This is a genomic window from Neomegalonema sp., assembly GCF_028688855.1.
GTDB lineage: Bacteria > Pseudomonadota > Alphaproteobacteria > Rhodobacterales > Rhodobacteraceae > Neomegalonema.
Genome location: NZ_JAQTXI010000004.1, coordinates 23763 through 44763, shown reverse-complemented (window position 1 = coordinate 44763; position 21001 = coordinate 23763). Strand labels below are relative to the sequence as shown.

15 protein-coding genes are annotated in these 21001 nt (G+C 67.1%); 1 reads left to right on the top strand and 14 read right to left on the bottom strand.

All coding sequences use genetic code 11. The features are described from left to right. Window positions 1-82: 82 nt before the first annotated feature. From PHN62_RS04065 to PHN62_RS04040, 6 genes are all read right to left on the bottom strand, one after another. Entirely contained in the window at window positions 83-2134 is a 2052-nt protein-coding gene (locus tag PHN62_RS04065; protein WP_300146694.1) for a bifunctional diguanylate cyclase/phosphodiesterase, read from the bottom strand. Then, window positions 2131-3270: an ABC transporter substrate-binding protein gene (locus PHN62_RS04060; protein WP_300146691.1), complete on the bottom strand. Its 1140-nt coding sequence runs from the start codon at window positions 3268-3270 to the stop codon at window positions 2131-2133. Before PHN62_RS04060 ends, PHN62_RS04065 begins: the two co-directional genes overlap by 4 nt. Window positions 3271-4139: 869 nt before the next feature. After that, entirely contained in the window at window positions 4140-4976 is an 837-nt protein-coding gene (locus PHN62_RS04055; protein ID WP_300146688.1) for a hypothetical protein, read from the bottom strand. After that, window positions 4969-7464 carry a hypothetical protein gene (locus tag PHN62_RS04050; RefSeq protein WP_300146685.1) on the bottom strand — a complete coding sequence of 832 codons (2496 nt, stop codon included), beginning with the start codon at window positions 7462-7464 and terminating at the stop codon, window positions 4969-4971. Before PHN62_RS04050 ends, PHN62_RS04055 begins: the two co-directional genes overlap by 8 nt. Further along, window positions 7461-8144, bottom strand: coding sequence for a molecular chaperone (locus PHN62_RS04045; protein WP_300146681.1), 684 nt, complete (start codon window positions 8142-8144; stop codon window positions 7461-7463). The genes PHN62_RS04050 and PHN62_RS04045 overlap by 4 nt, the downstream gene beginning before the upstream one ends. 155 nt (window positions 8145-8299) lie before the next feature. Further along, window positions 8300-8920, bottom strand: coding sequence for a hypothetical protein (locus PHN62_RS04040; protein ID WP_300146678.1), 621 nt, complete (start codon window positions 8918-8920; stop codon window positions 8300-8302). Window positions 8921-9462: 542 nt separating this feature from the next. Between PHN62_RS04040 and PHN62_RS04035 the strand changes: the two genes are divergently transcribed. After that, window positions 9463-10767 carry an aromatic acid/H+ symport family MFS transporter gene (locus tag PHN62_RS04035; protein ID WP_300146675.1) on the top strand — a complete coding sequence of 435 codons (1305 nt, stop codon included), beginning with the start codon at window positions 9463-9465 and terminating at the stop codon, window positions 10765-10767. A 106-nt stretch (window positions 10768-10873) separates the two neighbouring features. Here PHN62_RS04035 and PHN62_RS04030 read toward each other — a convergent pair whose 3' ends face one another. From PHN62_RS04030 to aliA, 8 genes are all read right to left on the bottom strand, one after another. Beyond that, a complete protein-coding gene (locus PHN62_RS04030) occupies window positions 10874-11326 on the bottom strand; it encodes a thioesterase family protein (protein WP_300146673.1) in 453 nt (150 codons plus the stop codon). 13 nt (window positions 11327-11339) lie between these two features. Further along, a complete protein-coding gene (locus PHN62_RS04025; RefSeq protein ID WP_300146670.1) occupies window positions 11340-12992 on the bottom strand; it encodes an electron transfer flavoprotein-ubiquinone oxidoreductase in 1653 nt (550 codons plus the stop codon). 68 nt (window positions 12993-13060) lie between these two features. Next, window positions 13061-13990, bottom strand: coding sequence for an FAD-binding protein (locus tag PHN62_RS04020; protein ID WP_300146668.1), 930 nt, complete (start codon window positions 13988-13990; stop codon window positions 13061-13063). Continuing rightward, the gene (locus PHN62_RS04015) at window positions 13990-14751 is read right to left on the bottom strand and encodes an electron transfer flavoprotein subunit beta/FixA family protein (RefSeq protein WP_300146665.1); all 762 of its coding nucleotides are present in this window, start codon (window positions 14749-14751) and stop codon (window positions 13990-13992) included. Before PHN62_RS04015 ends, PHN62_RS04020 begins: the two co-directional genes overlap by 1 nt. A gap of 15 nt (window positions 14752-14766) precedes the next feature. Next, on the bottom strand, window positions 14767-15954 hold the full coding sequence (locus PHN62_RS04010) for an acyl-CoA dehydrogenase (RefSeq protein ID WP_300146662.1): 1188 nt from the start codon (window positions 15952-15954) through the stop codon (window positions 14767-14769). Between the two features lie 24 nt (window positions 15955-15978). Next, window positions 15979-17181, bottom strand: coding sequence for a 3-oxoadipyl-CoA thiolase (gene pcaF, locus PHN62_RS04005; RefSeq protein ID WP_300146660.1), 1203 nt, complete (start codon window positions 17179-17181; stop codon window positions 15979-15981). Beyond that, window positions 17174-19249, bottom strand: a complete 2076-nt coding sequence (locus PHN62_RS04000; protein WP_300146658.1) for an FAD-dependent oxidoreductase — start codon at window positions 19247-19249, stop codon at window positions 17174-17176. The genes pcaF and PHN62_RS04000 overlap by 8 nt, the downstream gene beginning before the upstream one ends. Window positions 19250-19328: 79 nt before the next feature. Continuing rightward, complete coding sequence (gene aliA, locus PHN62_RS03995) at window positions 19329-20984, bottom strand: cyclohexanecarboxylate-CoA ligase (protein ID WP_300146655.1); 1656 nt, start codon at window positions 20982-20984, stop codon at window positions 19329-19331. Between the last annotated feature and the right edge of the window lie 17 nt (window positions 20985-21001).

Sequence of the window (21001 nt, the reverse complement as noted above, 5' to 3'; positions counted from 1 at the left end):
GGGGCGGGCGCCGCAGGATTCCGTCCGCCCTCCCCGAGGAGGCGAGGGCGGGCGTTCGGGAGGGGGGCGGGGCCTGCGGGCGTCAGAGGGCCCGCGAGGCCGCCCGCAGACGGAGCGCGCCTTCCTGCGCGCGCAGGTCGGCCATCAGCGTTTCGAGCTCCACGGGGCGTCCGTAGCGGAAGCCCTGCACCAGATGGACGCCATGCCGCACGACGGTCTCTTCTTCCTCCGCGGTCTCCACGCCTTCGGCGACGACCTCGGCGCCGATCACGCGGGCGAGCTGGGCGGCGACGCTCAGGATGGTGGCGACGGTGCGGTCGGTCGGGGCGCGCTTCACGAAGGAGCGGTCGATCTTGACCTTGTCGATGGGCAATTGGGTCAGATAGGCGAGGGAGCTGTATCCGGTTCCGAAATCGTCGAGGGCGACGAGGCCGCCGGTGGCGCGATATTCGCTCAGGGCCCGACAGGCGGCCTCCATGTTGACGATGAGCTGGCTTTCGGTGATCTCGATGGCGATGGAGGAGGCCGGGAGGCTCCGCCGGACGAGTTCGCGCTGGAGCGTCGTCCAGAATTCGGCCTGCACCACCTGCTGGGCGTTGACGTTCAGCGCGACGGGGATCCGCCGCCCGAACTCGGCCTGGAGCCTTTCGGCTGCGGCGCAGCATTGCGCGGCGGCCAGACGGCCATGTTCGACCGAGAGGCCCATGTCCTCGATGATCGGCAGGAAGACGCCCGGCGAGACGAGGCCTCTGTGCGGATGGCGCCAGCGCGCCAGAGCCTCCACGCCGACGACCCGCCTGGTCTTCAGGTCGAGCTGGGTCTGGAAGAACATCTCGAACTGTCCCTCGGCGAGGGCCTGCGCCACATTGCGTTCGATCTCGATGCGGGCGGTGGCGGCCTGGAGCAGCTCGGTGGTGAGCAGCGTGGTGCGTCCTCGGCCTGCGTGCTTGGCCTGCCGCAGGGCGAGGTCCGACATGGCCACGACCATGTCGAAATCCCCGAGCGGCTGGTCCGCGTGATAGACGCCCAGCGAGATGGTCACCTCATGGACCATGACTCCGATGCGGTATTCTCCGCTGACCGCCTGCCTCAGGCGTTCGGCGAGCTCATAGGCGCATCGCGAGGATCCTGTGTTGCGCTGGATGACGAGGAATTCGTCTCCGCCCAGGCGATAGGCGGCGGCGTCGGAATTCATCTCGCGGGTGAGGCGGGCGACCATGTCGCGCAGCAGGGTGTCTCCGCCCTTGTGCCCGAGCAGCTCGTTGACCGACTTGAACAGATCGACGTCGATGAAGACGATGGAGACGCCCGTCGCGCCGCGCAATCCGGCGAAATGCGCCTGAGCGGCGCGCCGGTTCAGCAGGCCCGTCAGATCGTCGCGTTCCGAGAGGTCGCGCAGACGGTCGTTTGCGGCGCTGATCGCGGCGATGGAGCGGTCGTTGGCCTCCATGAAGCTGTTGAAGGCGCCGAAGAGTTCTCCGACCTCGTCCTGGGCGCGTTCGGGCAGCCGGACGTTGCGTTCTCCCGCTTGAGAACGGGCGATGGCGCCGCGCAGCTCCCCGAGCGGCTGGGCGATCAGGCGGCTGACCGCCATCCAGACCGCCGCCACGATGGCGGCCGCCGAAGTGAGCATCAGGATGACGGCGTTGCGCCTCTGCCGTTCGAAATCGGCGTGGAGGGGCCCGAGGCTGGCGACGATCTCGACCCATCCGGCCTTGTCGCTGACGAGGCCGTTCATGTAGATCAGATCCGCCCGCACGCGGATGGTGGGGGCTTCGTCCGGAGCCTCGCGCCGGACTTCTCCGACGATGGAGCCCGCGTCGTCGCGGACCGTGATGGAGGAGACGGCCTCTTCATGCAGCATGGCTTCGAGGATCCGGTCGAGCTCGTCATGCTGGAGGCGCCAGACCAGTCCGCCGAGCAGCTCGACGCGGGCCTGGAGGAAATACTCCAGCCTGTCGTCGAACTGGGCCCTGATCCTCTCGTAATTGCCGAAGGCGATGACGAAGGCCGCGCAGGCCTGGACGACGCAGGTCAGGGCGATGACCACCGTCAGCAGCTTGACGATGACGCCGAGAGGCTTGCGGCCGCAGGCTCCGCGCGCTTCTTCGGCGAATGTGGAGGCTTCGCTCATCGGTCTCCCCGTCGAATCGCGCCGATCAGGGCGTCACGGGAGAAATCATAAGCTCCGCACGTCTTTGGGGTGCTCAGGAATTTCGTGAAGTCGATCCGCTCCAGTTCGCCGTCGCGGAGGACCTCCAGCAGTTCGGGCTGCGTGGCCCTGTCGATGGCGCTGGTCTCGAAGCTTTGGGTCCTGGGGGCTTGGGGGCTGAGGAAGCGGCAGCCCTCGACGAAGTCGCGGAGCATGACCATGACCCATCCGCCGGCGAGGAAATGTCCGCCGTCGCTGAGCAGGAGCTCGTTCCTCTTGATCAGGTCGAGGGCTTCGGCGGACCAGTTCAGCCCGACGACGAAGGCGTCTTCTCCGGGCTTGAGGCCGGCCTGTCCGAGGGCGTCGAGGGCGCCGATGGCGATGGGATCGTTGGCGGCCCAGACTCCGGCGGTCCTGAGGTTCCGGGCGCGCATGAGGTCGAGATACCGGCCGGTGAGGATGGCGGCTTCGGCGCGGTTCCAGTTGGCGTAGAGCAGGCGGTCGACGATCACGTCCGGCCGGGTGGCGACGTAATCCAGCATGCCCTGGGTCCGCTGCGTCGAGACGGGGGTGATCTCGTCTCCGGCGAGGGCGAGGAGATGGATCTGGCCGTCGTCGCCGGTCAGGCCTGCGGCCTCGGCCGCGCGGACGAGTTCTTCGGCCATGCGCCATCCTGCGGCCTTCATGTCGGGCTCGATGGCGCCGAGGAGGTGGCGGATCGGCCCGTGGTCCTGTTCGAGGCGGGCCATGTCCTCCGGCGCGAGGGAGCTGGAGATGAAGATGGTGGCGATTCCCGCCTCGTCTGCGGCGGCGAGGATGGGCGGTGCGGCGTTCTCCTCGTTGACGAGGACGAGGAAGTCGGGTTTTTCGGGCCGCGCGGCGACGCTCAGGCCGAGATCGCGCATGGTCAGCTTGTTGCGTTCGGACCAGAGGACCTCCAGCTCGAAGTCGAGCTGTCTGGCCGAAACCTCCATGGTGCGGGCGACGAGCTCCCAGAAAACTTCTCCGCGCTTGCCGGGATTGAGGAAGACGACGCTGCGCGACTCTGCCAGAGCGGGAAATCCTCCGAGCAAAAACACTGCGAAGGCGATGAACAGGCCTTTCAGATATCGATCCATGGCGAGTCCTCCCGGTCGGATTTATCTGTATCCGATAGATCCTATAGCAGATTTATCTAAATCGATTGTTCCGGATTCCGGTCATGATGAAAACATGGCGATTCTTTCATCTTGAATTTTCGACGTTCACGCCGCCCGGATTCAGATCCTGTTTTGAATTTGCTGTCGGGATCGGGGAAAATTGTATGAATTGATGAAAATCGGGATCGTGAAATCTTTCTACTTCCGAAACTCTCTGTCTTCCGGCCCCGAATAGGCGGGCGAAAAGGACGAGTACGGAGATTCCGGGCGTCCGGATCCGCCTGCGGAAAGTCGAGAGCGCCGCAGACTTCCGGAAACTGGAATGATGTAGGGAGATGAGCTTCCATGGACCTGAAGCCGCAGAGGCGCGGCGAGGGATCTGGAGACCTGTCCGGGCATCGGGGCTGGGAGCGACATGAATCTGGCGAGCGAAGAGTCCGTCCTGATGGATCTGGCCCGGACAGCGGAGCGGCAGGGTCTCTGGGCGGAGGCTCTGGAGCGGTGGCGGACGCTGCGCGGCGAGGTTCCTTCTCCAGCGCCTGCGGCGAGGCCGCGGCGCTCCTGAGGCTGAGGCGTCCTGAGGAAGGCGGACAATGCGAATTCGACGAACTCTTCAGGGAGAATGACCAAGGCGAGCCTCAAGCTCCGCGATCCGTGAGGCCCGACGACCGGCAAGAACCGAAAAATCAAGCAGAAGCGCGTCTTTCTCTTCCTGTCTCAGGTTCTGAAAATGGGGAAGCGGCATGACCTATCCACGCAGACCTCCAAGGTCGCGTCAGCCACGTGAACAATTACTCGCCATCCTCCGATCAACCGCCTCCGGGGGCGCTCCGGATCGGCGCAGAGGGTCATTCGTCCGGGGTGAAGGTCACCGTCAGCTGATCGCTGTAGGAGCCCGCCGCCAATCCCTGCGCATCCTTCAACAGGATGGTGATCTTGCCTGTCTTGTGCTGACCGAACTCCATGTTCAGCACTTTCGCGGCCGCAGGATCCAGCTCCAGCGGAACATTGTTGATCTGAACGCCATAGGCTATGGGCGTCAGATCAGGCTGGCGCTCCAGCCTCAGATATCCCCCCTTCGCCGATCTCAGGGACACTCTCGTCGGGATGTTCGCCTGATAGATGAAATCGACCGTCTTCTCCAGAATGGACTTGTCCAGTCTCGGCCTCAGGAGGCCGTCGCCGATCTCTCCGAAATCGATGCTCGTCGAAAAGGCCCCGTGCACGAAATGCGTGATCGGGATGGCGTTCACCCGCAATTCGCCCTGCACGGCGGCGGCCGGTTCTCCTGAAGGAAAGACGCGGAAATTCGCGCGATAATCGCCCGCCAGAGAAAACTGGTTCCGGATGATCTCCATGACCGGGCCGTTCCGGGCCGCCGCGTCATCCTGCAGGATCCGGAAATTGAGGAAGCCCTCCCCTCCATCGCGCAAGAGGCGTCCCCCGGTCCGCTCCGGCTCGATCGTCAGAGGAATCCGCAGGCAGGCGGCGTCCTCCGCATCGAATTGGGGCGTCATGAAGATCCGGGCGTCCGTCGCGGCGCGGGCGTCGTATTCGGAGCGCAGGGAATGCTCCGAAGTCGAGAATTCGACGCCGGTCAACCGGCAGGGCCAGGCCTCGGAAGGGAAGCCCAGTCCGATCAGGCCGCAGCAAGCCGCCGCGCTCCTCCAGGATCTCCTAGTCATGCGTCCCTCCCAGGATCACGTCGCCCAGTTCGACGAAGGCGCCTTCCGCCGGAATCCGCAGTTCGATGCGCGTGACCGAACCGTCGATCTCCATCTCGTAGGGCCCCGGCTCCAGACCGCTGGCGAAAAAGACGCCCGCCTGATTGGTGAAGACGTTCAGGGCGGGTCGCCCGCTCCCGAGCGGCGTCAGCTTGCCCAGCCGGGAGGCCACCGGCTCGCCCTCGGCGTTCAGCAGCACGCCCCTCATGGAATAGAAGGCGTCGTCGCCGACGAGCACGAAGGCGCCGCCGCGCGCGCCCAGCTCCGCCGCGTAGAGGCCCGAGCCGAAATCATAGCCGATCGGCCCGTCCTCCAGATTCAGCGCCAGCTCCGACAGGCCGTATCCCGTGGAGGCGGGCGCGACGATGGCGCCGAAGCCGTCCGTGGTCACGAGGGCCTGCTGATCGGCCGCCCGCCCGACGGACAGCCGCGCCCCCTCCAGCGTCGGATGAGGCTCGACCAGAAAGAAGCCGCCGCCGATCCGTCGCCCGACGCCCACCCGGCCATCGGCGAAGGCGAGGCCGGAGCTCAGGCGCAGAGAGCCCACCAGAGGCGCCTCCCCCTGGAACAGGGCGCCGACGTCCTGCGCCACATGATCGAGGCTCGCCGAGGCCTCGAAGCGATTGCCGATGTAATCGGCCCTTCCGTAAAGGCCGACGGAATCCTCGTCATGCTCCATGCGCAGATCATAGCCGTATTCGCCGACGTAATTGCGATGACGCTTGCGGTATTCGAGGCGCGTCGTCTCCCGCTGGCTGTTGTAGGACGCCGAAAGGGAGCGATCCGGCCCGAGCGGCATGGAGGCAGAGAGCAGGAACCGCGTCTCGTCGGCACGCTCGTCCCGCAGCGCATGCTCGACGAAAACCGAGGTCGTGAGGGAGCGGAAGCCGTGGGAAAGCCCGGCGCGCAGACGGATTTCATCCTCTCCGCCATTGCGGGCGTAGGCGGCGCCGAGGCTGGCGTTGGTCCGGTCGCTCAGGCCGAAGTGATAGGAGACGGATCCGGACAGCCTCTCCTGACCTCCGCCGCCGCCAAAGGAGGCGAAATCCGCGGAACGGTAATCAAGCCGGATTCCGATCTGGTCACGCTCCCGGATCAGGCCGCCGAACTCGGCGTCATAGGCGGCGGAGGCCGCGAATCCCTCGCCCTGCGGCGCGGTGGAGGCGGCGGCCTCCAGCCGCCCGATTCCATGCGGCAGGGCCGCCGTCGCCTGGAGGGAGGCGGAGGCGAAGCCCGCGTCGTCGACGGCCGCGCCCGCGCCGAGCGTGAGCCCGGGCGTCGCTCCGCGCCGGTAATAGCCCTGAGCCGCCCAGGTCTCGGTGCGCCATTTCAGGCCGTCTCCGAGGCTCGGCTGGATCGCGCCGCCCGCCAGGCCGAATTCGGAGACGCCCGGCGCGAGAAGATCCTCTCCCGAGGAGAAGGAGAAGGAATCCAGCTCCCGGCGTCCGAATTCGTCCTCGACGTAGATCGTCACCTCATTCCCGAGGTCGACGAAGGGAATCTCGTTGAGGTTGACCCGTCCGGGCTGCGCGCGGAATCTCGCGACGGGCGCGCCGTTGACGAAGACCTCCACCGTGGAAGGCCGCTCCAGCAGGATGGAGCGGCTGCCGAGGGCCCGCACGATGCGTCTGGAATCGATCTCGGCGTAACGGCGTTCGAGCGAGACGCCGAGCAGATCGGGCGAGCCCGCCAGAGACGGAGCGTCGAGGCGCACGTCTCCCGCGGCGTATCGGATCGCCCGCTCGCGATCATCCCGGAAGAGGGTCAGGCGTCCGCGATGGAAGCGTTCGCCGGTCGCCTCGGGGCTGAGGTCGGCGTATCCCGAGAAATCCAGATAGAGGCCGTCGGGGCCTCCGAAATTGGCGAAGCCGTCGAGGCTGAGGCCGACGAGGGGATCTCCGCCCTGGTTCAGGTTCTGCGCCAGATGCAGCGATCCGTCCAGACCGGCGGCGAAGCGCGCCGGAGCGATCAGATCCGAACGCGGCGCCTCCGCCCGTCTGGAGAGGAAGAAGTCGAAGTCCTGAAAGGCGGCGGCTTCGGCTTCGGCCTCCAGCGTCAGGGTTCCCGGATCATAGGCCACCCGCAGGCCCGCCTCCGCCAGAGCCTCGGGCGCCGCATAGCCGCGTCCCAGGCTCCGGATGCGCTCCAGAACCTCCGGCTTCAGCGAGGAGGAGAGCGCCTCCGCCAGGTCCTGCGCGTCGACGCCCGTCAGATCGGATCCGCGCAGGGCGGCCCTCGCCTCGCCATGCGGAGCGCCCAGCAGAAAGAGCGGCAAGGGAATTTCGGCGACATGCCGGTCTGGTCGGAATTCCTCCCCGTCGCCCCGGGCCGGAGGCGCGGCGGGCGTCTGGAGCGCGGCGTCTTGCGCGGAGGCTTCGGGAGTCGTCGCGAAAGCCGCCGCGACGAGGAGGACGGCGATTCCCCCGCCTGACTTCGCAGCCCGCTTCATGGGTTCTGCGCGGGCGCGCCCCCGATGACGAAGCGCCTCAGCGCATGCGGGGGCACGATGGGATTTTCAGGACGCGTCCTCGCCAGATCGCCATAGGCCGCCAGAGCCGCCTCCGCGCCCGGCACGACGCCGAAGCCTTCGATGAGCACGGCGTGGCGGGCGCCGGAATTGCGCACGCGCAGTTCGATGCGGCCGCCCGGAAGCGGAGTCGCGCCTTCGAGCGACAGCTCCGCCTTCGCTCCGGGCGGATGGAGATAGACCGCCGCGCCCATCTCGAAGACGAGCCGCACGACCATTTCGCCGCTCGCGGCGATGGGCACCTCGCTGACGTAGAGCAGATAGGAGCGCCCTTCGTTCAGCAGGGGGCCGACATACTGGAACTGGATCGTCTGCGCGCCATGGGCCGGCACGAGGGCTTGCGGGGGAAAGACGAGGAAATCGGCGTCGGCCGGCTCCAGCGTGATCCGGCCGTCCTCCGCCACATGCCGCCGCATGACGCGGGTCTGCATGGGCAATTCCGCATCGCGGGTGTTGCGCAGGACGATCCTGCCGCGGACTCCGGGGCCGGCCGCTTCAAGATGCGTGCTGATGGGCGAAAGCTCGAAGGCCCTCGCTTCCGGAAAGGGAGTCGACAAAGCCAGCAGAGCGGCGAAAATCGCGCCTGTCCCTCGTTTCGCCATGGGTCTTTCCTTCGGCATCAAGGCGTCGTCGGAGATCTCCGGCCCTGTCTGGGCGTGGAGGTTCGGCTCGCGCCCTGCTCCGCCCCGGACGCAGCGCGGCCGCCGGTCCGGGATGGGTCTCTGCGCAGGAGGCGGCGCCTCTCAGGGAGTCTGGATCAGAAGCCCTGAACCGAGACGGTGAAGGTGTCGGCGTAGAGGCCGGCGGCCTTCGTGATGAAGCCGTTGACGTCGAGGAAGTCCTTGACCTCGAACTTCACCTCGATGCTGCGGTTCGCGGCCGCGCCCATGTTCGCGGCGGAGATCGCTTCGCTGTCGCCGCTGTTCTTGTTCACGAAGCTGGCCGATCCGGCCGCCCGCACGAGCGCGTCATAGGCGATCTGGTCCGCCACGTCGCTGCCCGTGGTTCCCGTGCGCGCCAGATAGGGCTTGCGGGCGTAGGTCAGGGTCGCGCCCGCATTGGGGTTGCAGGCGACGAAGAACTTGTACTCGCTCGTGGCGGGGCTGGTGTGCTCCAGCCGGTTGGCGTCGGTCCAGGTCCGCGTGATGGTGGCGAGCTTGGTCCGGTTGCCGCCGCCGGTGCTGTTGGTGCTCTGAAGCGTGCCGAAATCGCCGTCGACCTGGAAGTCGTTGATCCGCGAGGCGCGGTCGCCGGTGGTGAGGCGGCAGACGGGATCCACCTTGGCCGTCAGGTCGAAGCTGGCGGAATGGTCCTGGGCCGAAACGTAGCTCGGAAGGGCGAGGGCGGCCAGGATCGGCAGAAGGATTGTTTTTTTCATTGGCTGGTTCTCCGCAGTGGGCTGATCGCAAGATTTTCTGGAGACGCCTGATCGCTCGGACGCCCTGCCGGTAATCATGAAAGAAGATTTAATCATTTGCAATCTGAAAGAGCGTGCGGAGTAATGATATCTGTGAGGTTGATATTTATTCTGTAAGATTATCGCGAAGTGGAGGATTGCGGGCAGTACTGACGATTTGGTCTTTCACAATCGCCGGTTTTGATCCTGATCTGATTTTATCTCCTGACGCGACCATGGCGATACTTTGCGCAGCCGGATTTCGGGTCTCGACCCGCGTCGCAGGACTTTCCACCACGTCTTTCTCCAGATTCGGGATCCTCCCCGGCGGAGACGCAATCCGGAGGCGTCTTGGCGGCGCGGATCTCGCCTCTCCGGGGCTTGCCAATCCGCCGCCATTTATGTCAATATATTTACTCAATAGGCGGAGGCGTGAAGATTTTCGAATCAGGGAATCTCCGCGCCCCTCGACCAACACAACCGCAGCCGATTGGAAAACGGCGCGAGGGAGGACATGAAACTCGATGAATCCACATGAAAAATCCGATTTCGTCAGCGCAGACCACCAGAGATCCGTTTTCTGGATCGTCGTCATCGCCACGCTGGCCCTGTTCTTCGATGGCTATGATCTGGTGGTTTATGGAACCATATTGCCGATTCTGATGGGAGATCCGGATCAGATCGGACAGGTTTCGGCTCAACAGGCGGGGGCGCTGGGCGCCTATGCGCTGGTCGGGGTGATGATCGGCGCGCTGGTCTCGGGCGCGCTGGGCGACCACCTCGGGCGACGCAAGCTGATGCTCGTCAACATCGCCTGGTTCTCGGTCGGGATGGGGATGGCCGCCATGGCGACCAGCATCGAGACCTTCGGCCTCTGGCGGCTCTTCACCGGGATCGGCATCGGCGGGCTGATCGTCACCGTGGCGACGCTCATCGCCGATTTCGCGCCTCCGGGGAAAAAGAACCTCTACAACGCCGTGGTCTACGGCGGATTCCCCGTCGGAGGCGTCTTCGCCGCCCTGCTGGCCATGGTCCTGCGCGAGGAGATCGGATGGCGCGGCATGTTCTGGATCGGCGCCCTGCCGATCGTCGTGCTGCTGCCGCTCGCCTATTTCCGGCTGCCGGAATCGCCGCGCTGGCTGGTCGCGCGCGGACGCCTCGACGAAGCCCGGGCGGTCACGGCGAAATCCGGCGTGCCCGCTCCCGCCCTGGCCGAGCTCGAAGCCGAACGCGCCGCGACGCCGCAGGTCGGCTTCTCGGCGCTGATCACCCGTCAGTATTTCCTGAGCACGCTGATCCTCGGCGTCATGAGCTTCGGCGGCCTCCTGCTGACCTACGGACTCAACACCTGGCTGCCCAAGATCATGGAGACCCTCGGCTACGACTCCCGCAACTCCCTCGCCTTCCTGCTCATGCTGAACGGCGGCGCGGTGGTCGGCGGGGTGATCGCCTCGCGCGTGGCCGACCGGATCGGCGCGCAGAAGGTCATCGCGACGACTTTCGCCCTTGCGGCGGTCTCGCTCGTCCTGCTGACCTTCGCGCTGCCTCTGCCGGTCCTGCTCTTCGCGGTGGCGGTCGCGGGCGTGGGGACCATCGGCACTCAGGTGCTGATCTACGGCTTCGTCGCCAATTACTTCTCGACGACCACGCGCAGCGCCGGAATGGCCTGGTGCGCCGGATTCGGAAGGCTCGGCGGTATCTTCGGGCCGCTGATCGGCGGAATCATCCTCGGCGCGGGGCTGGGCAACGTCACGGCCTTCTACATCTTCGCGGGCGTCGCCTTGCTCGGGGGCCTGCTGACGCTCTCCGTGCCGAGAAAACAGGCCTGAGGCGCGGCCTCCGATCTCGCAGGAAAAGACCCGCCGCAGGAGACTGCGGCGGGTTCAGGCGGTCCGGGACGGGAATTCTCCCCGGACGGGAGATCAGGACGAAGCCTCAGGGAGCGGGCTTCGGGATCTCGAAACGGCGCTCCAGCTTCTCGCGGATCCAGCCGGGGACCGGGATCTTCTCGAAGCTCTCGATGGAGATGAAGACGCAGACGAAGCGCCCGACGAAACAGCTCCGGCGCTCCTGAAAGCCTTCGATGCGGAAAGCGATGGAGCTGCTCCCGAGCGCGGCGGGCTCCACATGGAGGCTCAGCTTGCAGCGCGGCGTGACCGGCGCGCTGAACTCCATCTCCATCTTGACGAAGGGCGTGCCGAGGCCATGGTCGAGGTTGAACTCGAACCAGCTTTCGCCGTCGAGGACATCGCTCCAGAAGGCCTCGATGGCCTCCAGAGCGAAATCCGCGAGGCGGCCCGTATAGGCGATGCGCGCGGGATCGCAATCGGCGAAGGAGACGACGCGCTCCTGCACGAAGCCGCGACGTCCGGCGGGGTGGTCGGTCATGAGGCGCCTCCTCTCACATGTTCGGGTAATTCGGACCCTCGCCGCCTTGGGGCGTGGTCCAGAGGATGTTCTGAAGCGGATCCTTCACGTCGCAGGTCTTGCAATGCACGCAGTTCTGGAAATTGATCTGGAAGCGCGGACCTGAAGGCTCGTCGAGCACCTCATAGACTCCGGCGGGGCAATAGCGCTGCGCGGGCTCGGCGAATTCCGGCAGACTCCGCGAGAGGGGCAAGGCCGGATCCTTCAGCTTCAGATGCGCAGGCTGGCTTTCCTCGTGATTGGTGAAGGCGAAAGCCACATTGGTCAGGCGGTCGAAGGCGAGCTTGCCGTCCGGCCTCGGGTAGTCGATGGGCTTGTGCCCGGCGGCGGGCTCGGTGGCGGCGGCGTCGGTTCCGCCATGGCTCAGGGAGCCGAAAAGGTTGCGTCCGGTCAGGCTGGCGGCCCACATGTCCAGCCCCCCGAGCCCCAGGGCCCCCGTCAGGCCGAAGCGCGTCCAGAGCGGCTTGACGTTGCGCCCTTTCTTCAGATCCTGCGCGATGGGCCCGGAGCGCAGATCCGCTTCATAGGCGGTCAGCTCGTCGCCGGAGCGGCCTGCGCGGATCGCCGCATGGGCGGCCTCGGCCGCCGCGATCCCCGAGAGCATGGCGTTGTGATTGCCCTTGATGCGCGGCACGTTCACCAGCCCCGCCGAACAGCCCAGCAAGACCGCGCCCGGCGCCGTCAGCTTCGGAATCGACTGCCAGCCGCCTTCCGAGATCGCCCGCGCGCCATAGACCAGACGCTCGCCGCCCTCCAGCAGCTCCGCGACGAAGGGATGACGCTTGAAGTCCTGAAACTCCAGATAGGGATGCAGATAGGGATTCTTGTAATTCAGATGCACCACGAAGCCGAGGAACAGCTCTCCGCCCTCGGCGTGATAGAGAAAGCCGCCGCCTCCGGCCTTGCGCCCGAGCGGCCAGCCCATGCTGTGGGTCGCCGCGCCCTGCCGATGCTTCGCCGGGTCCAGCCGCCAGACCTCCTTCATGCCGAGGCCGAATTTCTGCGGCTCATGGCCTCGGGAGAGGTCGAAGCTCGCGATCAGCTCCTTGGAGAGCGAGCCGCGCGCGCCCTCGGCGAGGAAGACGTATTTGCCGAGGATCTCCATGCCCGGCTCGTAATGCGGACCCGGCGTCCCGTCGGCCCGCTTGCCGAATTCGCCCGCCACCACGCCCCGGACTTCGCCGCGTTCGCCCCGGACGATCTCCGAACAGGACATGCCCGGAAAGATCTCCACGCCGAGGGCCTCGGCCTGCGCCGCCATCCAGCGGCAGACCAGCCCCATCGAGACGATCCGCTTGCCGTGGTTGGACATCATCGGCGGCATGGGCCAATTCGGAATCCGCAGGCTTTTCGTGCGGGTCAGCAGGCGGAATTCATCCTGCTCCACCTCGACGCCGAGCGGAGCGCCGCGCTCGCGCCAATCGGGGAGAAGCGCCTCAAGCCCGCAGAGGTCCAGCACCGCGCCGGAGAGGATATGCGCTCCGACCTCCGAACCCTTCTCCAGCAGGACCACGGAAAGCTCCGGATCAAGCTGCTTCAGGCGGATCGCGGCGGAGAGGCCCGCCGGACCCGCGCCCACGATCACCACGTCATAGTCCATCCGTTCGCGCTGGATCTTTGCGTCCATCGGCTGTCCTCCCCCTTCGCGCGCATGAGCTGGCTGACGCGCGGCCCGCAAGCCGCGCGCTTCGGCGTTCAGAGCTTCTTCGTCAGCTCCGGCGCGAGGGCGAAGAGATCGCCGACGAGGCCGTAATCGGCCACCTGAAAGATCGGGGCCTCTTCGTCCTTGTTGATCGCGACGATGACCTTGCTGTCCTTCATGCCCGCCAGATGCTGGATCGCGCCCGAAATGCCGACCGCGATGTAAAGCTCGGGCGCCACGACCTTGCCCGTCTGGCCGACCTGAAGGTCGTTGGGGGCGTAGCCGGAATCCACCGCCGCGCGCGAGGCGCCCACCGCCGCCCCGAGCTTGTCCGCCAGAGCCTCGATGAGCCTGAAGCTCTCCTGAGAGCCGACGCCGCGTCCGCCGGAGACCACCACCCGCGCCGCCGCCAGCTCGGGCCGGTCGGAGGCCGCGACCTCCTCCTTGACCCAGGTCGAAAGCGCCGGATCCGCCGCCGCCGCGACGGCCTCGACCGGAGCCGAGGCCCCGCTCTCGCCGACGGGCTGGAAGGCCGCCGTGCGGATGGTCAGGATCTTGACCGGATCCCCGGAGCGCAGGGTCTGCAAGGCCGCGCCCGCATAGACGGGCCGCACGAAGACCTCGGCGCTCTCCACCGACACCACGTCGGGGATGATCATCACGTCAAGCAGAGCCGCCGCGCGCGGCAAGGCGCTTTTCGTCGTCGCCGTGGCCGGTGCGAGGATATGGCCGTAGCCCGGCGCCAGAGCGATCAGCAAGGCCGCCAGAGGCTCGGGCAGGCCATGGGCGTAAAGCGGATCATCGGCGAGCAGCACCCTGGCCACGCCTTCGAGCTTCGCCGCTTCGGCCGCCGCTCCGGCGACGCCCTGTCCGGCGACAAGCACCGTCGCGGGCCCGAGGGCCCTGGCCGCCGCCAGAGCCTTGGCCGTGGCGTCGCGCGCGAGTCCGGAGCCGGAAAGCTCCGCGAGAAGAAGAACGCCCATCAGATCACCCCCGCTTCCGTCTTGAGTTTGGAGATCAGCTCATCCACCGATCCGACCTTGATTCCGGCCTTGCGGCTTGGGGGTTCGGCGGTCTTGAGGATGGTCAGACGCGGCGAAGCGTCCACGCCGTAATCGGCGGGGGTCTTCTCCTCCAGAGGCTTCTTTTTCGCCTTCATGATGTTGGGAAGGCTGGCGTAACGGGGTTCGTTGAGCCGCAGATCCGCCGTGATCACGGCGGGCAGCTTCACGCGCACCGTCTGAAGGCCGCCGTCCACTTCGCGCACGACCGAAGCATGACCCTCTTCGAGCGTCAGGGAGGAGGCGAAGCTCGCCTGACTCCAGCCGAGCAGCGCGGCGAGCATCTGGCCCACGGCGTTCATGTCGTTGTCGATGGCCTGTTTGCCCGCGATGACGAGATCAGGCTTTTCAGCCTCGGCCACCGCCTTGAGGATCCTGGCCACGGCCAGAGGCTCGACGTCCTGATGGACGTCCTCGGAGGCCGTGACGAGGATCGCGCGGTCGGCGCCCATGGCGAGGGCGGTGCGCAGGGTCTCCTGCGCCTGCTTGACCCCGATGGAGACCACGAGGATCTCGGAGGCCTTTCCGGCCTCCTTCAGCCGGACGGCCTCTTCGACGGCGATTTCGTCGAAGGGATTCATCGACATCTTGACATTGGCGAGATCCACGCCGGAGCCGTCGCTCTTCACGCGCGGCTTGACGTTGAAGTCAATGACCCGCTTCACGGGCACGAGGATTTTCATGGAATCGTCCCCCGATCAGAAAAAGGCCTGAAGGCCGGTCTGCGCCCGCCCGAGGATCAGGCTGTGCACGTCATAGGCGCCTTCATAGGTGTTCACGGTCTCCAGATTGACCATGTGGCGCATGACGGGGAATTCGTCGGAGATGCCGTTTCCGCCGTGCATGTCGCGCGCCATGCGGGCGACGTCCAGCGCCTTGCCGCAGTTGTTGCGCTTGATGACGGAGATCATCTCCGGCGCCATGCGGCCCTCTTCGAAGAGCCGCCCGACGCGAAGCGCCGCCTGAAGCCCGAGCGTGATCTCGGTCAGCATGTTGGAGAGCTTGTTCTGATAAAGCTGCGTCTGGGCCAGAGGCCGCCCGAATTGCCTGCGGTCGAGGCCATATTGACGGGCCGCATGCCAGCAGGCTTCGGCGGCGCCCATCGCGCCCCAGGCGATGCCGTAGCGCGCGCGGTTGAGGCAGCCGAAAGGTCCGGACAGACCCTCCGTATTCGGGAGCAGCGCCTCTTCCCCGACCTCGACGTCCTCCAGCACGATTTCGCCGGTGATGGAGGCGCGCAGGGAAAGCTTGCCCTCGATCTTCGGCGCGGAAAGGCCTTTGGTTCCCTTCTCCAGCACGAAGCCGCGGATCTTCCCGCCATGGGCCTCGGATTTCGCCCAGACCACGAAAACATCCGCGATGGGGGAATTCGAGATCCAGGTCTTCGCGCCGTTGAGGCGATAGCCGTCGGCGGTCTTGACGGCGCGGGTCTTCATGCCGCCGGGATCGGAGCCTGCGTCCGGCTCGGTGAGCCCGAAGCAGCCGATGAACTCGCCCGAAGCCAGTTTCGGCAGGTATTTGCGCCGATGCTCTTCGGAGCCATAGGCGTAGATCGGATGCATCACGAGGCTGGACTGCACCGACATCATGGAGCGATAGCCGGAATCCACCCGCTCCACTTCGCGCGCCACGAGGCCATAGGAGACATAGCCCGCGCCGATCCCGCCATATTCCTCGGGGATGGTCACGCCGAGCAGGCCGAGCGCGCCCATCTCGCGGAAGATCTCGGGGTCGGTGTGCTCCTTGCGGAAGGCCTCGCGGACGCGGGGCGCAAGCTTGTCCTGCGCATAGGCGAAGGCGCTTTCGCGGATCATGCGTTCGTCTTCGGTCAGCTGCTCGTCGAGCAGAAAGGGGTCGTCCCATTTGAAGGGCTGGATCTCGGCCATTGCGTTTCCTCCTGATGATTCTCTTCAGACGCGCGCGAGCATCAGCGCGGCGCCTTGCCCGACGCCGACGCACATCGTCGCGACGGCGTGGCGTCCTCCTCCGCGCGCCAGCTCCAGAGCCGCCGTTCCCGCGATGCGGGCGCCGCTCATGCCGAGCGGGTGGCCCAGAGCTATGGCGCCGCCGTTGGGGTTCACGCGCGGATCGTCGTCGGCGATTCCGAGCCCCCGCAACACCGCCAGCGCCTGGCTCGCGAAGGCTTCGTTCAGCTCGATCACGTCGAGGGATTCCAGCGCGACGCCGGTCTGCGCCGAGAGCTTGCGGAGCGCCGGAACCGGGCCATAGCCCATGACGCGCGGCGCCACGCCCGCCGAGGCGCCGCCCAGCACGCGGGCGATGGGCGTCAGACCGTGGCGTTTCGCGGCCTCCGCCGTGGCGATGATCAGAGCCGCCGCCCCGTCGTTGACGCCCGAGGCGTTGCCCGCCGTGACGGTTCCGTCCGGCCGCGTGATGGGCTTGAGCCTCGCGAGGTCTTCAAGCGTGGTCTCGCGGGCATGTTCGTCCTGAAGGATCTCCGCCGTCTTGCCCCGCCCGAGCGGAACCGTCACGGGGATGATCTCCGCCGCGAAGCGCCCGTTGGCCTGAGCCGCCGCCGCCTTCGCCTGAGAGCGCAGGGCGAAGGCGTCCTGATCCGCGCGGGAGATCTTGTGATCATCGGCGAGGTTCTCGGCGGTCTCCGGCATGGAATCGACGCCGTATTGCGCCTTCAGGCGGGGATTGACGAAGCGCCAGCCGATGGTCGTATCGTGGATCTCCGTCGCGCGGGACCAGCCCGAAGCCCCCTTCGGAATGACGAAGGGCGCGCGGGTCATGCTCTCGACGCCCCCGGCTATGGCGATCTCCATCTCTCCGGCGCGGATGGCGCGGGCGGCGGCGGCGACCGCCTCCAGCCCCGAGCCGCAGAGCCGGTTCACCGTGACGCCGGGAATGGTCTCGGGCAGGCCCGCCAGCAGCAGCGCCATGCGCGCCACATTGCGGTTGTCCTCGCCCGCCTGATTGGCGCAGCCATACCAGACCTCCTCGACGGCGGCGGGGTCGAGCCCCGGATTGCGCGTCAGCAAGGCCGCCAGAGGCAGGGCCGCCAGATCATCGGTCCGCACCGCCGCCAGAGCCCCGCCGTAACGGCCGACGGGCGTGCGGATGTAGTCGCAGATATAAGCTTCAGGCATCGCGCCCTCCCTCCAGATCGTCAAGATTGCGGCCCTCCCGCGCCAGACGGCGCAGAAGCTCGGGCGGGCTCCACGACAGCGGATCTTCGGCGGCGTAGGCTTCGACGCGCCGCAGGACTTCAGGCGCCCCGAGCCGATCCGCGAGCCACATCGGGCCGCCCCGCCAGCGCGGAAAGGCGTAGCCGTGGATCATCACCAGATCGACGTCGGAGGGCCTTTCGGCGATCCCCTCTTCGAGGATGCGCAGGCTCTCTTCGATCATGGCCGTGGTCGCGCGCTCGACGATCTCCGCCGCGCCGATCTCGCGGCGCCGGATCCCCGCCCTGGCGGATTCCTCGAAGAGGATGGCCTCGATGAAGCCCGAAGGCTTCGCCGCGCCGCCTCCATGGTCATACCAGCCCGCCCCGGTCTTGCGCCCGAGCCGCCCCGTCTCCTCGACGATGCGGTCGGCGATGGGGATGTAGCGGAAGCCCGGCTTCGTCCTCCAGCCGAGCCGCTTGCGGTTGGCGTAGGCGATGTCGAGGCCGGAGAGGTCCTGAACCTCGTAAGGCCCCATGGCCATGCCGAAATCTCGCATGGCGGCGTCGACGGCCCAGGGGGTCGCGCCCTCGAGCAGGAGGATGTCCGTCGTCTGGCGATAGCGCGTCAGGATGCGGTTGCCGATGAAGCCGTCGCAGACGCCCGCCAGCACCGGGATCTTCTTCAGCCGCCGCGCCAGAGCCAGAGCCGAGGCCAGAGTCTCCGGCGAGGTCTCGCGGCCCTTGACCACCTCCAGCAGCTTCATGAGATGGGCCGGACTGAAGAAATGCAGCCCGAGGAAACGCCCCGGATTGCGCAGCCCTTCGGCGATGGCGTTCACATCGAGATAAGAGGTGTTGGTGGCGAGGATCGTCGTCTCGGGCAAGGCGGCGTCCAGCGCGGCGAAGATCGCGCGCTTGACCTCCAGATCCTCGAAGGCGGCTTCTATCGCGAGATCCGCCGCAGGAAGCGCGCCATAGCCTTCATGAAAGGAGAAGCGCGCGGCCATTTCGGCGGCGGCTTCCGCCTCGGAGGATTTGCCCCGCTTCACGGCCTCGGCGTAAAGCCGGGCGACGTTCTCGCGCGCCCGGGCCGCGCCCGCCGCGTCGGTCTCTACCAGCGCGACGTCGATCCCGAGCCCCGCCAGCGCATAGGCGATGGAGGAGCCCATGTTCCCGCCGCCGACCACCACGGCGGAACGGATCTCGCGGGCGGCCTCGCCCTTGCCGCGCGACATGGCCGCGCGCTCGGCGAAAAAGACATGACGCAAGGCGCCCGCCTGATCGGAGGTCTTGAGGCTCAGGAAGGTTGCGCGCTCCAGAGCCAGCCCCTCGGCGAGCGGCAGACGCGCGGCGGCCTCGATCAGCTCGATGGCCCTGAGCGGCGCGATCTGGCCGGGAGTCCGGCGGGCGGCCTGAGTCCGGGCGGCGGCGAGCGCCTCCGCATCGGCGACGAGGGCGAGCGGAGCCCGCTCGGGAATGGGGATCTCCCGCGCCGCCGCGAGCGGATCCTCCGCGACCGCGTCGATCAACCCGAGCTTCAGCGCCTCCTCCGGGCCGAGGCTCCGGCCTTCGGAGATCAGCAACACAGCGGGCGCGAAGCCGATCAGGCGCGGCAGAAGCTGGGTTCCGCCCGCGCCGGGGACCACGCCGAGCGTCACCTCGGGCAGACCGAGGACCGCCCCCGGCGCCGCGACCCGCGCCCGCGCCGCCAGAGCCAGTTCGAGGCCGCCGCCCAGAGCCGGGCCGCGGATCGCCGCGACCACGGGAATGGGAAAGACTGCTATCCGCGCGACGATGTCGGGCAGATGGGGCGGCTGAGGCGCTCCGGCGAATTCCTTCGCGTCGGCGCCGGCCATGAAGGCCTTGCCCGCGCCCGCCAGAACCACCCGGCTCGCCTGGCCTGAAGCCGCTGCGGCCTCGGCGCCGTCGAGCGCCGCCATGAGTCCTTCGCGGACGGCTCGCGAAGCCAGGTTCACCGGAGGCTTGTCGATGAGGATCAGCGCCGTCCCGCCCTCGACAAGGAGCGTGACAGGGGAGGTCTGGGACATGGTCGGCCTCTGGAGCCTGACGAGATGGGAGTCCGCCCGGATCTCTGGCGAGCGCCGGGCGGGGCGGCTCTCGCGGACTTCAGCCCTTGCGGGCTTCGGCCTCGGCTCGAAGCTGGTTCCTCAGCGCGAATTTCTGGATCTTGCCGGAGGCGGTGCTCGGCAGAGCCTCCACGACCTCCAGACGCTCGGGGAAATATTGCTGCGCCAGACGCTCCGCCTTGAGGAAGCGCGTCATCTCGGCGAAGTCGAAGGCCGCCCCCGGCTTGACCGCCACGAAGGCGCAGGCCCGCTCGCCGAGGCGCTCGTCCGGATAGCCCACGATGGCCGCCCGCAACACCGCCGGATGCTTGTAGAGCAGCGCCTCCACCTCGACGACCGGGATGTTCTCGGCGCCGCGGATGATGATGTCCTTGGAGCGGCCGCTGATGCGGATGTAGCCCTCTTCGTCGGCCCAGGCGAGGTCGCCCGTGTCGAACCAGCCTTCGGCGTCGGTGGCGTTCCACTGCGGGCGCTTGAGGTAGCCCGCGAAATTCGAGCAGCCGCGCACGAAGAGGCTCCCTTCGCGGCGGGGCGGCAGAGGCGCGCCGTCCACGTCGCGGATCTGGATCTCCATGCCGGGCAGGGGAAAGCCGTCGCTGTCGGCGGAGCGCCGGGGAGGATCCTCGGGGCGGCAGACGGTCACGGCGCCGTTCTCGGTCATGCCCCAGGCCGAGATCACCCGCGCGCCGAGGATCCTGTCGCCGCGCTCCACCAGAGCGCCGGGAATGGCCGCTCCGGCGCAAAGGAAGATCCGCAGCGAAGAGACGTCGGCGCCGGACTCCTCCGCCTCCTGCGTCAGATCCATGAGGAAGGGCGTCGAGGCCATGGTGAAGCTCACGCGCTCCCGAGCGATCAGCCGCGCGGCGAGCGCCTTGTCCCAGACGTCGAGCAGCACCATGCGCGCCCCGAGCATCACCGGCATGAGGAAGCCGTACATGAAGCCCGTCTGATGGGCCATGGGCGAAGCCATCAGGATCACGTCCCGCGCCCCGAGCCCCAGCCGCTCCGCATAGGGATAAAGGTTGGAATACATGGTGTTGGCGCTATGCATCACGCCTTTGGGCTCGCCGGTGGTGCCCGAGGTGTAGATCAGCTGGCAGACGTCGTCGGCGTCGCCGCGGTCGCGGGCGCTGAGCGTCCGAAGCTCCGCAAGCTCCTCCGCCGAGGGCTCGACGAGCAGCGCCTCGAAGCTGTTCGCGCCCGCTCCGCCCGCCACGACCAGATGCGCCAGATCCGGAAGCTCGGGTTTCAGAGCCTCGGCCATGGCCTCGTGATCGAAATTGCGGAAGATCTTCGGGATGACGAAGACCTTCGTCTCGCCATGCCTGAGCATGAAGCGCAATTCATGCTCGCGGAAGATCGGCATGACCGGATTGAACACCACGCCCAGACGCCGACAGGCGATGTAGAGCACGACGAACTCCCAGCCGTTGGGCAGCTGGCAGGACAGCACGTCGTCCTTGCCGAGCCCCAGCCGACGCAGACCCGCCGTCGCCTTCCAGGCGAGACGGTCGATTTCGGCCCAGGTGAAATCCCGTCGCTCGCCCGTCGCCGCGATCACGGCGGTCAGGGCGAGGGCCTCGGGCTTCTCCTTCAGGCGGGCCTCGAAATGGTCGAGCAAGGTCTCGTCGCGCCAGAATCCGGCGGCCTTCATGCGCGCCCGACGCGGCTCGATCAACACGGGATCGAAATTCATGACGTTTCCCCTCTCGC

Bases quoted from the DNA above. Each gene is read 5' to 3' on its own strand.
- PHN62_RS04065 (WP_300146694.1), bottom strand. From the start codon at position 2,134: ATGAGCGAAGCCTCCACATTCGCCGAAGAAGCGCGCGGAGCCTGCGGC.
- PHN62_RS04060 (WP_300146691.1), bottom strand. From the start codon at position 3,270: ATGGATCGATATCTGAAAGGCCTGTTCATCGCCTTCGCAGTGTTTTTG.
- PHN62_RS04055 (WP_300146688.1), bottom strand. From the start codon at position 4,976: ATGACTAGGAGATCCTGGAGGAGCGCGGCGGCTTGCTGCGGCCTGATC.
- PHN62_RS04050 (WP_300146685.1), bottom strand. From the start codon at position 7,464: ATGAAGCGGGCTGCGAAGTCAGGCGGGGGAATCGCCGTCCTCCTCGTC.
- PHN62_RS04045 (WP_300146681.1), bottom strand. From the start codon at position 8,144: ATGGCGAAACGAGGGACAGGCGCGATTTTCGCCGCTCTGCTGGCTTTG.
- PHN62_RS04040 (WP_300146678.1), bottom strand. From the start codon at position 8,920: ATGAAAAAAACAATCCTTCTGCCGATCCTGGCCGCCCTCGCCCTTCCG.
- PHN62_RS04035 (WP_300146675.1), top strand. From the start codon at position 9,463: ATGAATCCACATGAAAAATCCGATTTCGTCAGCGCAGACCACCAGAGA.
- PHN62_RS04030 (WP_300146673.1), bottom strand. From the start codon at position 11,326: ATGACCGACCACCCCGCCGGACGTCGCGGCTTCGTGCAGGAGCGCGTC.
- PHN62_RS04025 (WP_300146670.1), bottom strand. From the start codon at position 12,992: ATGGACGCAAAGATCCAGCGCGAACGGATGGACTATGACGTGGTGATC.
- PHN62_RS04020 (WP_300146668.1), bottom strand. From the start codon at position 13,990: ATGGGCGTTCTTCTTCTCGCGGAGCTTTCCGGCTCCGGACTCGCGCGC.
- PHN62_RS04015 (WP_300146665.1), bottom strand. From the start codon at position 14,751: ATGAAAATCCTCGTGCCCGTGAAGCGGGTCATTGACTTCAACGTCAAG.
- PHN62_RS04010 (WP_300146662.1), bottom strand. From the start codon at position 15,954: ATGGCCGAGATCCAGCCCTTCAAATGGGACGACCCCTTTCTGCTCGAC.
- pcaF (WP_300146660.1), bottom strand. From the start codon at position 17,181: ATGCCTGAAGCTTATATCTGCGACTACATCCGCACGCCCGTCGGCCGT.
- PHN62_RS04000 (WP_300146658.1), bottom strand. From the start codon at position 19,249: ATGTCCCAGACCTCCCCTGTCACGCTCCTTGTCGAGGGCGGGACGGCG.
- aliA (WP_300146655.1), bottom strand. From the start codon at position 20,984: ATGAATTTCGATCCCGTGTTGATCGAGCCGCGTCGGGCGCGCATGAAG.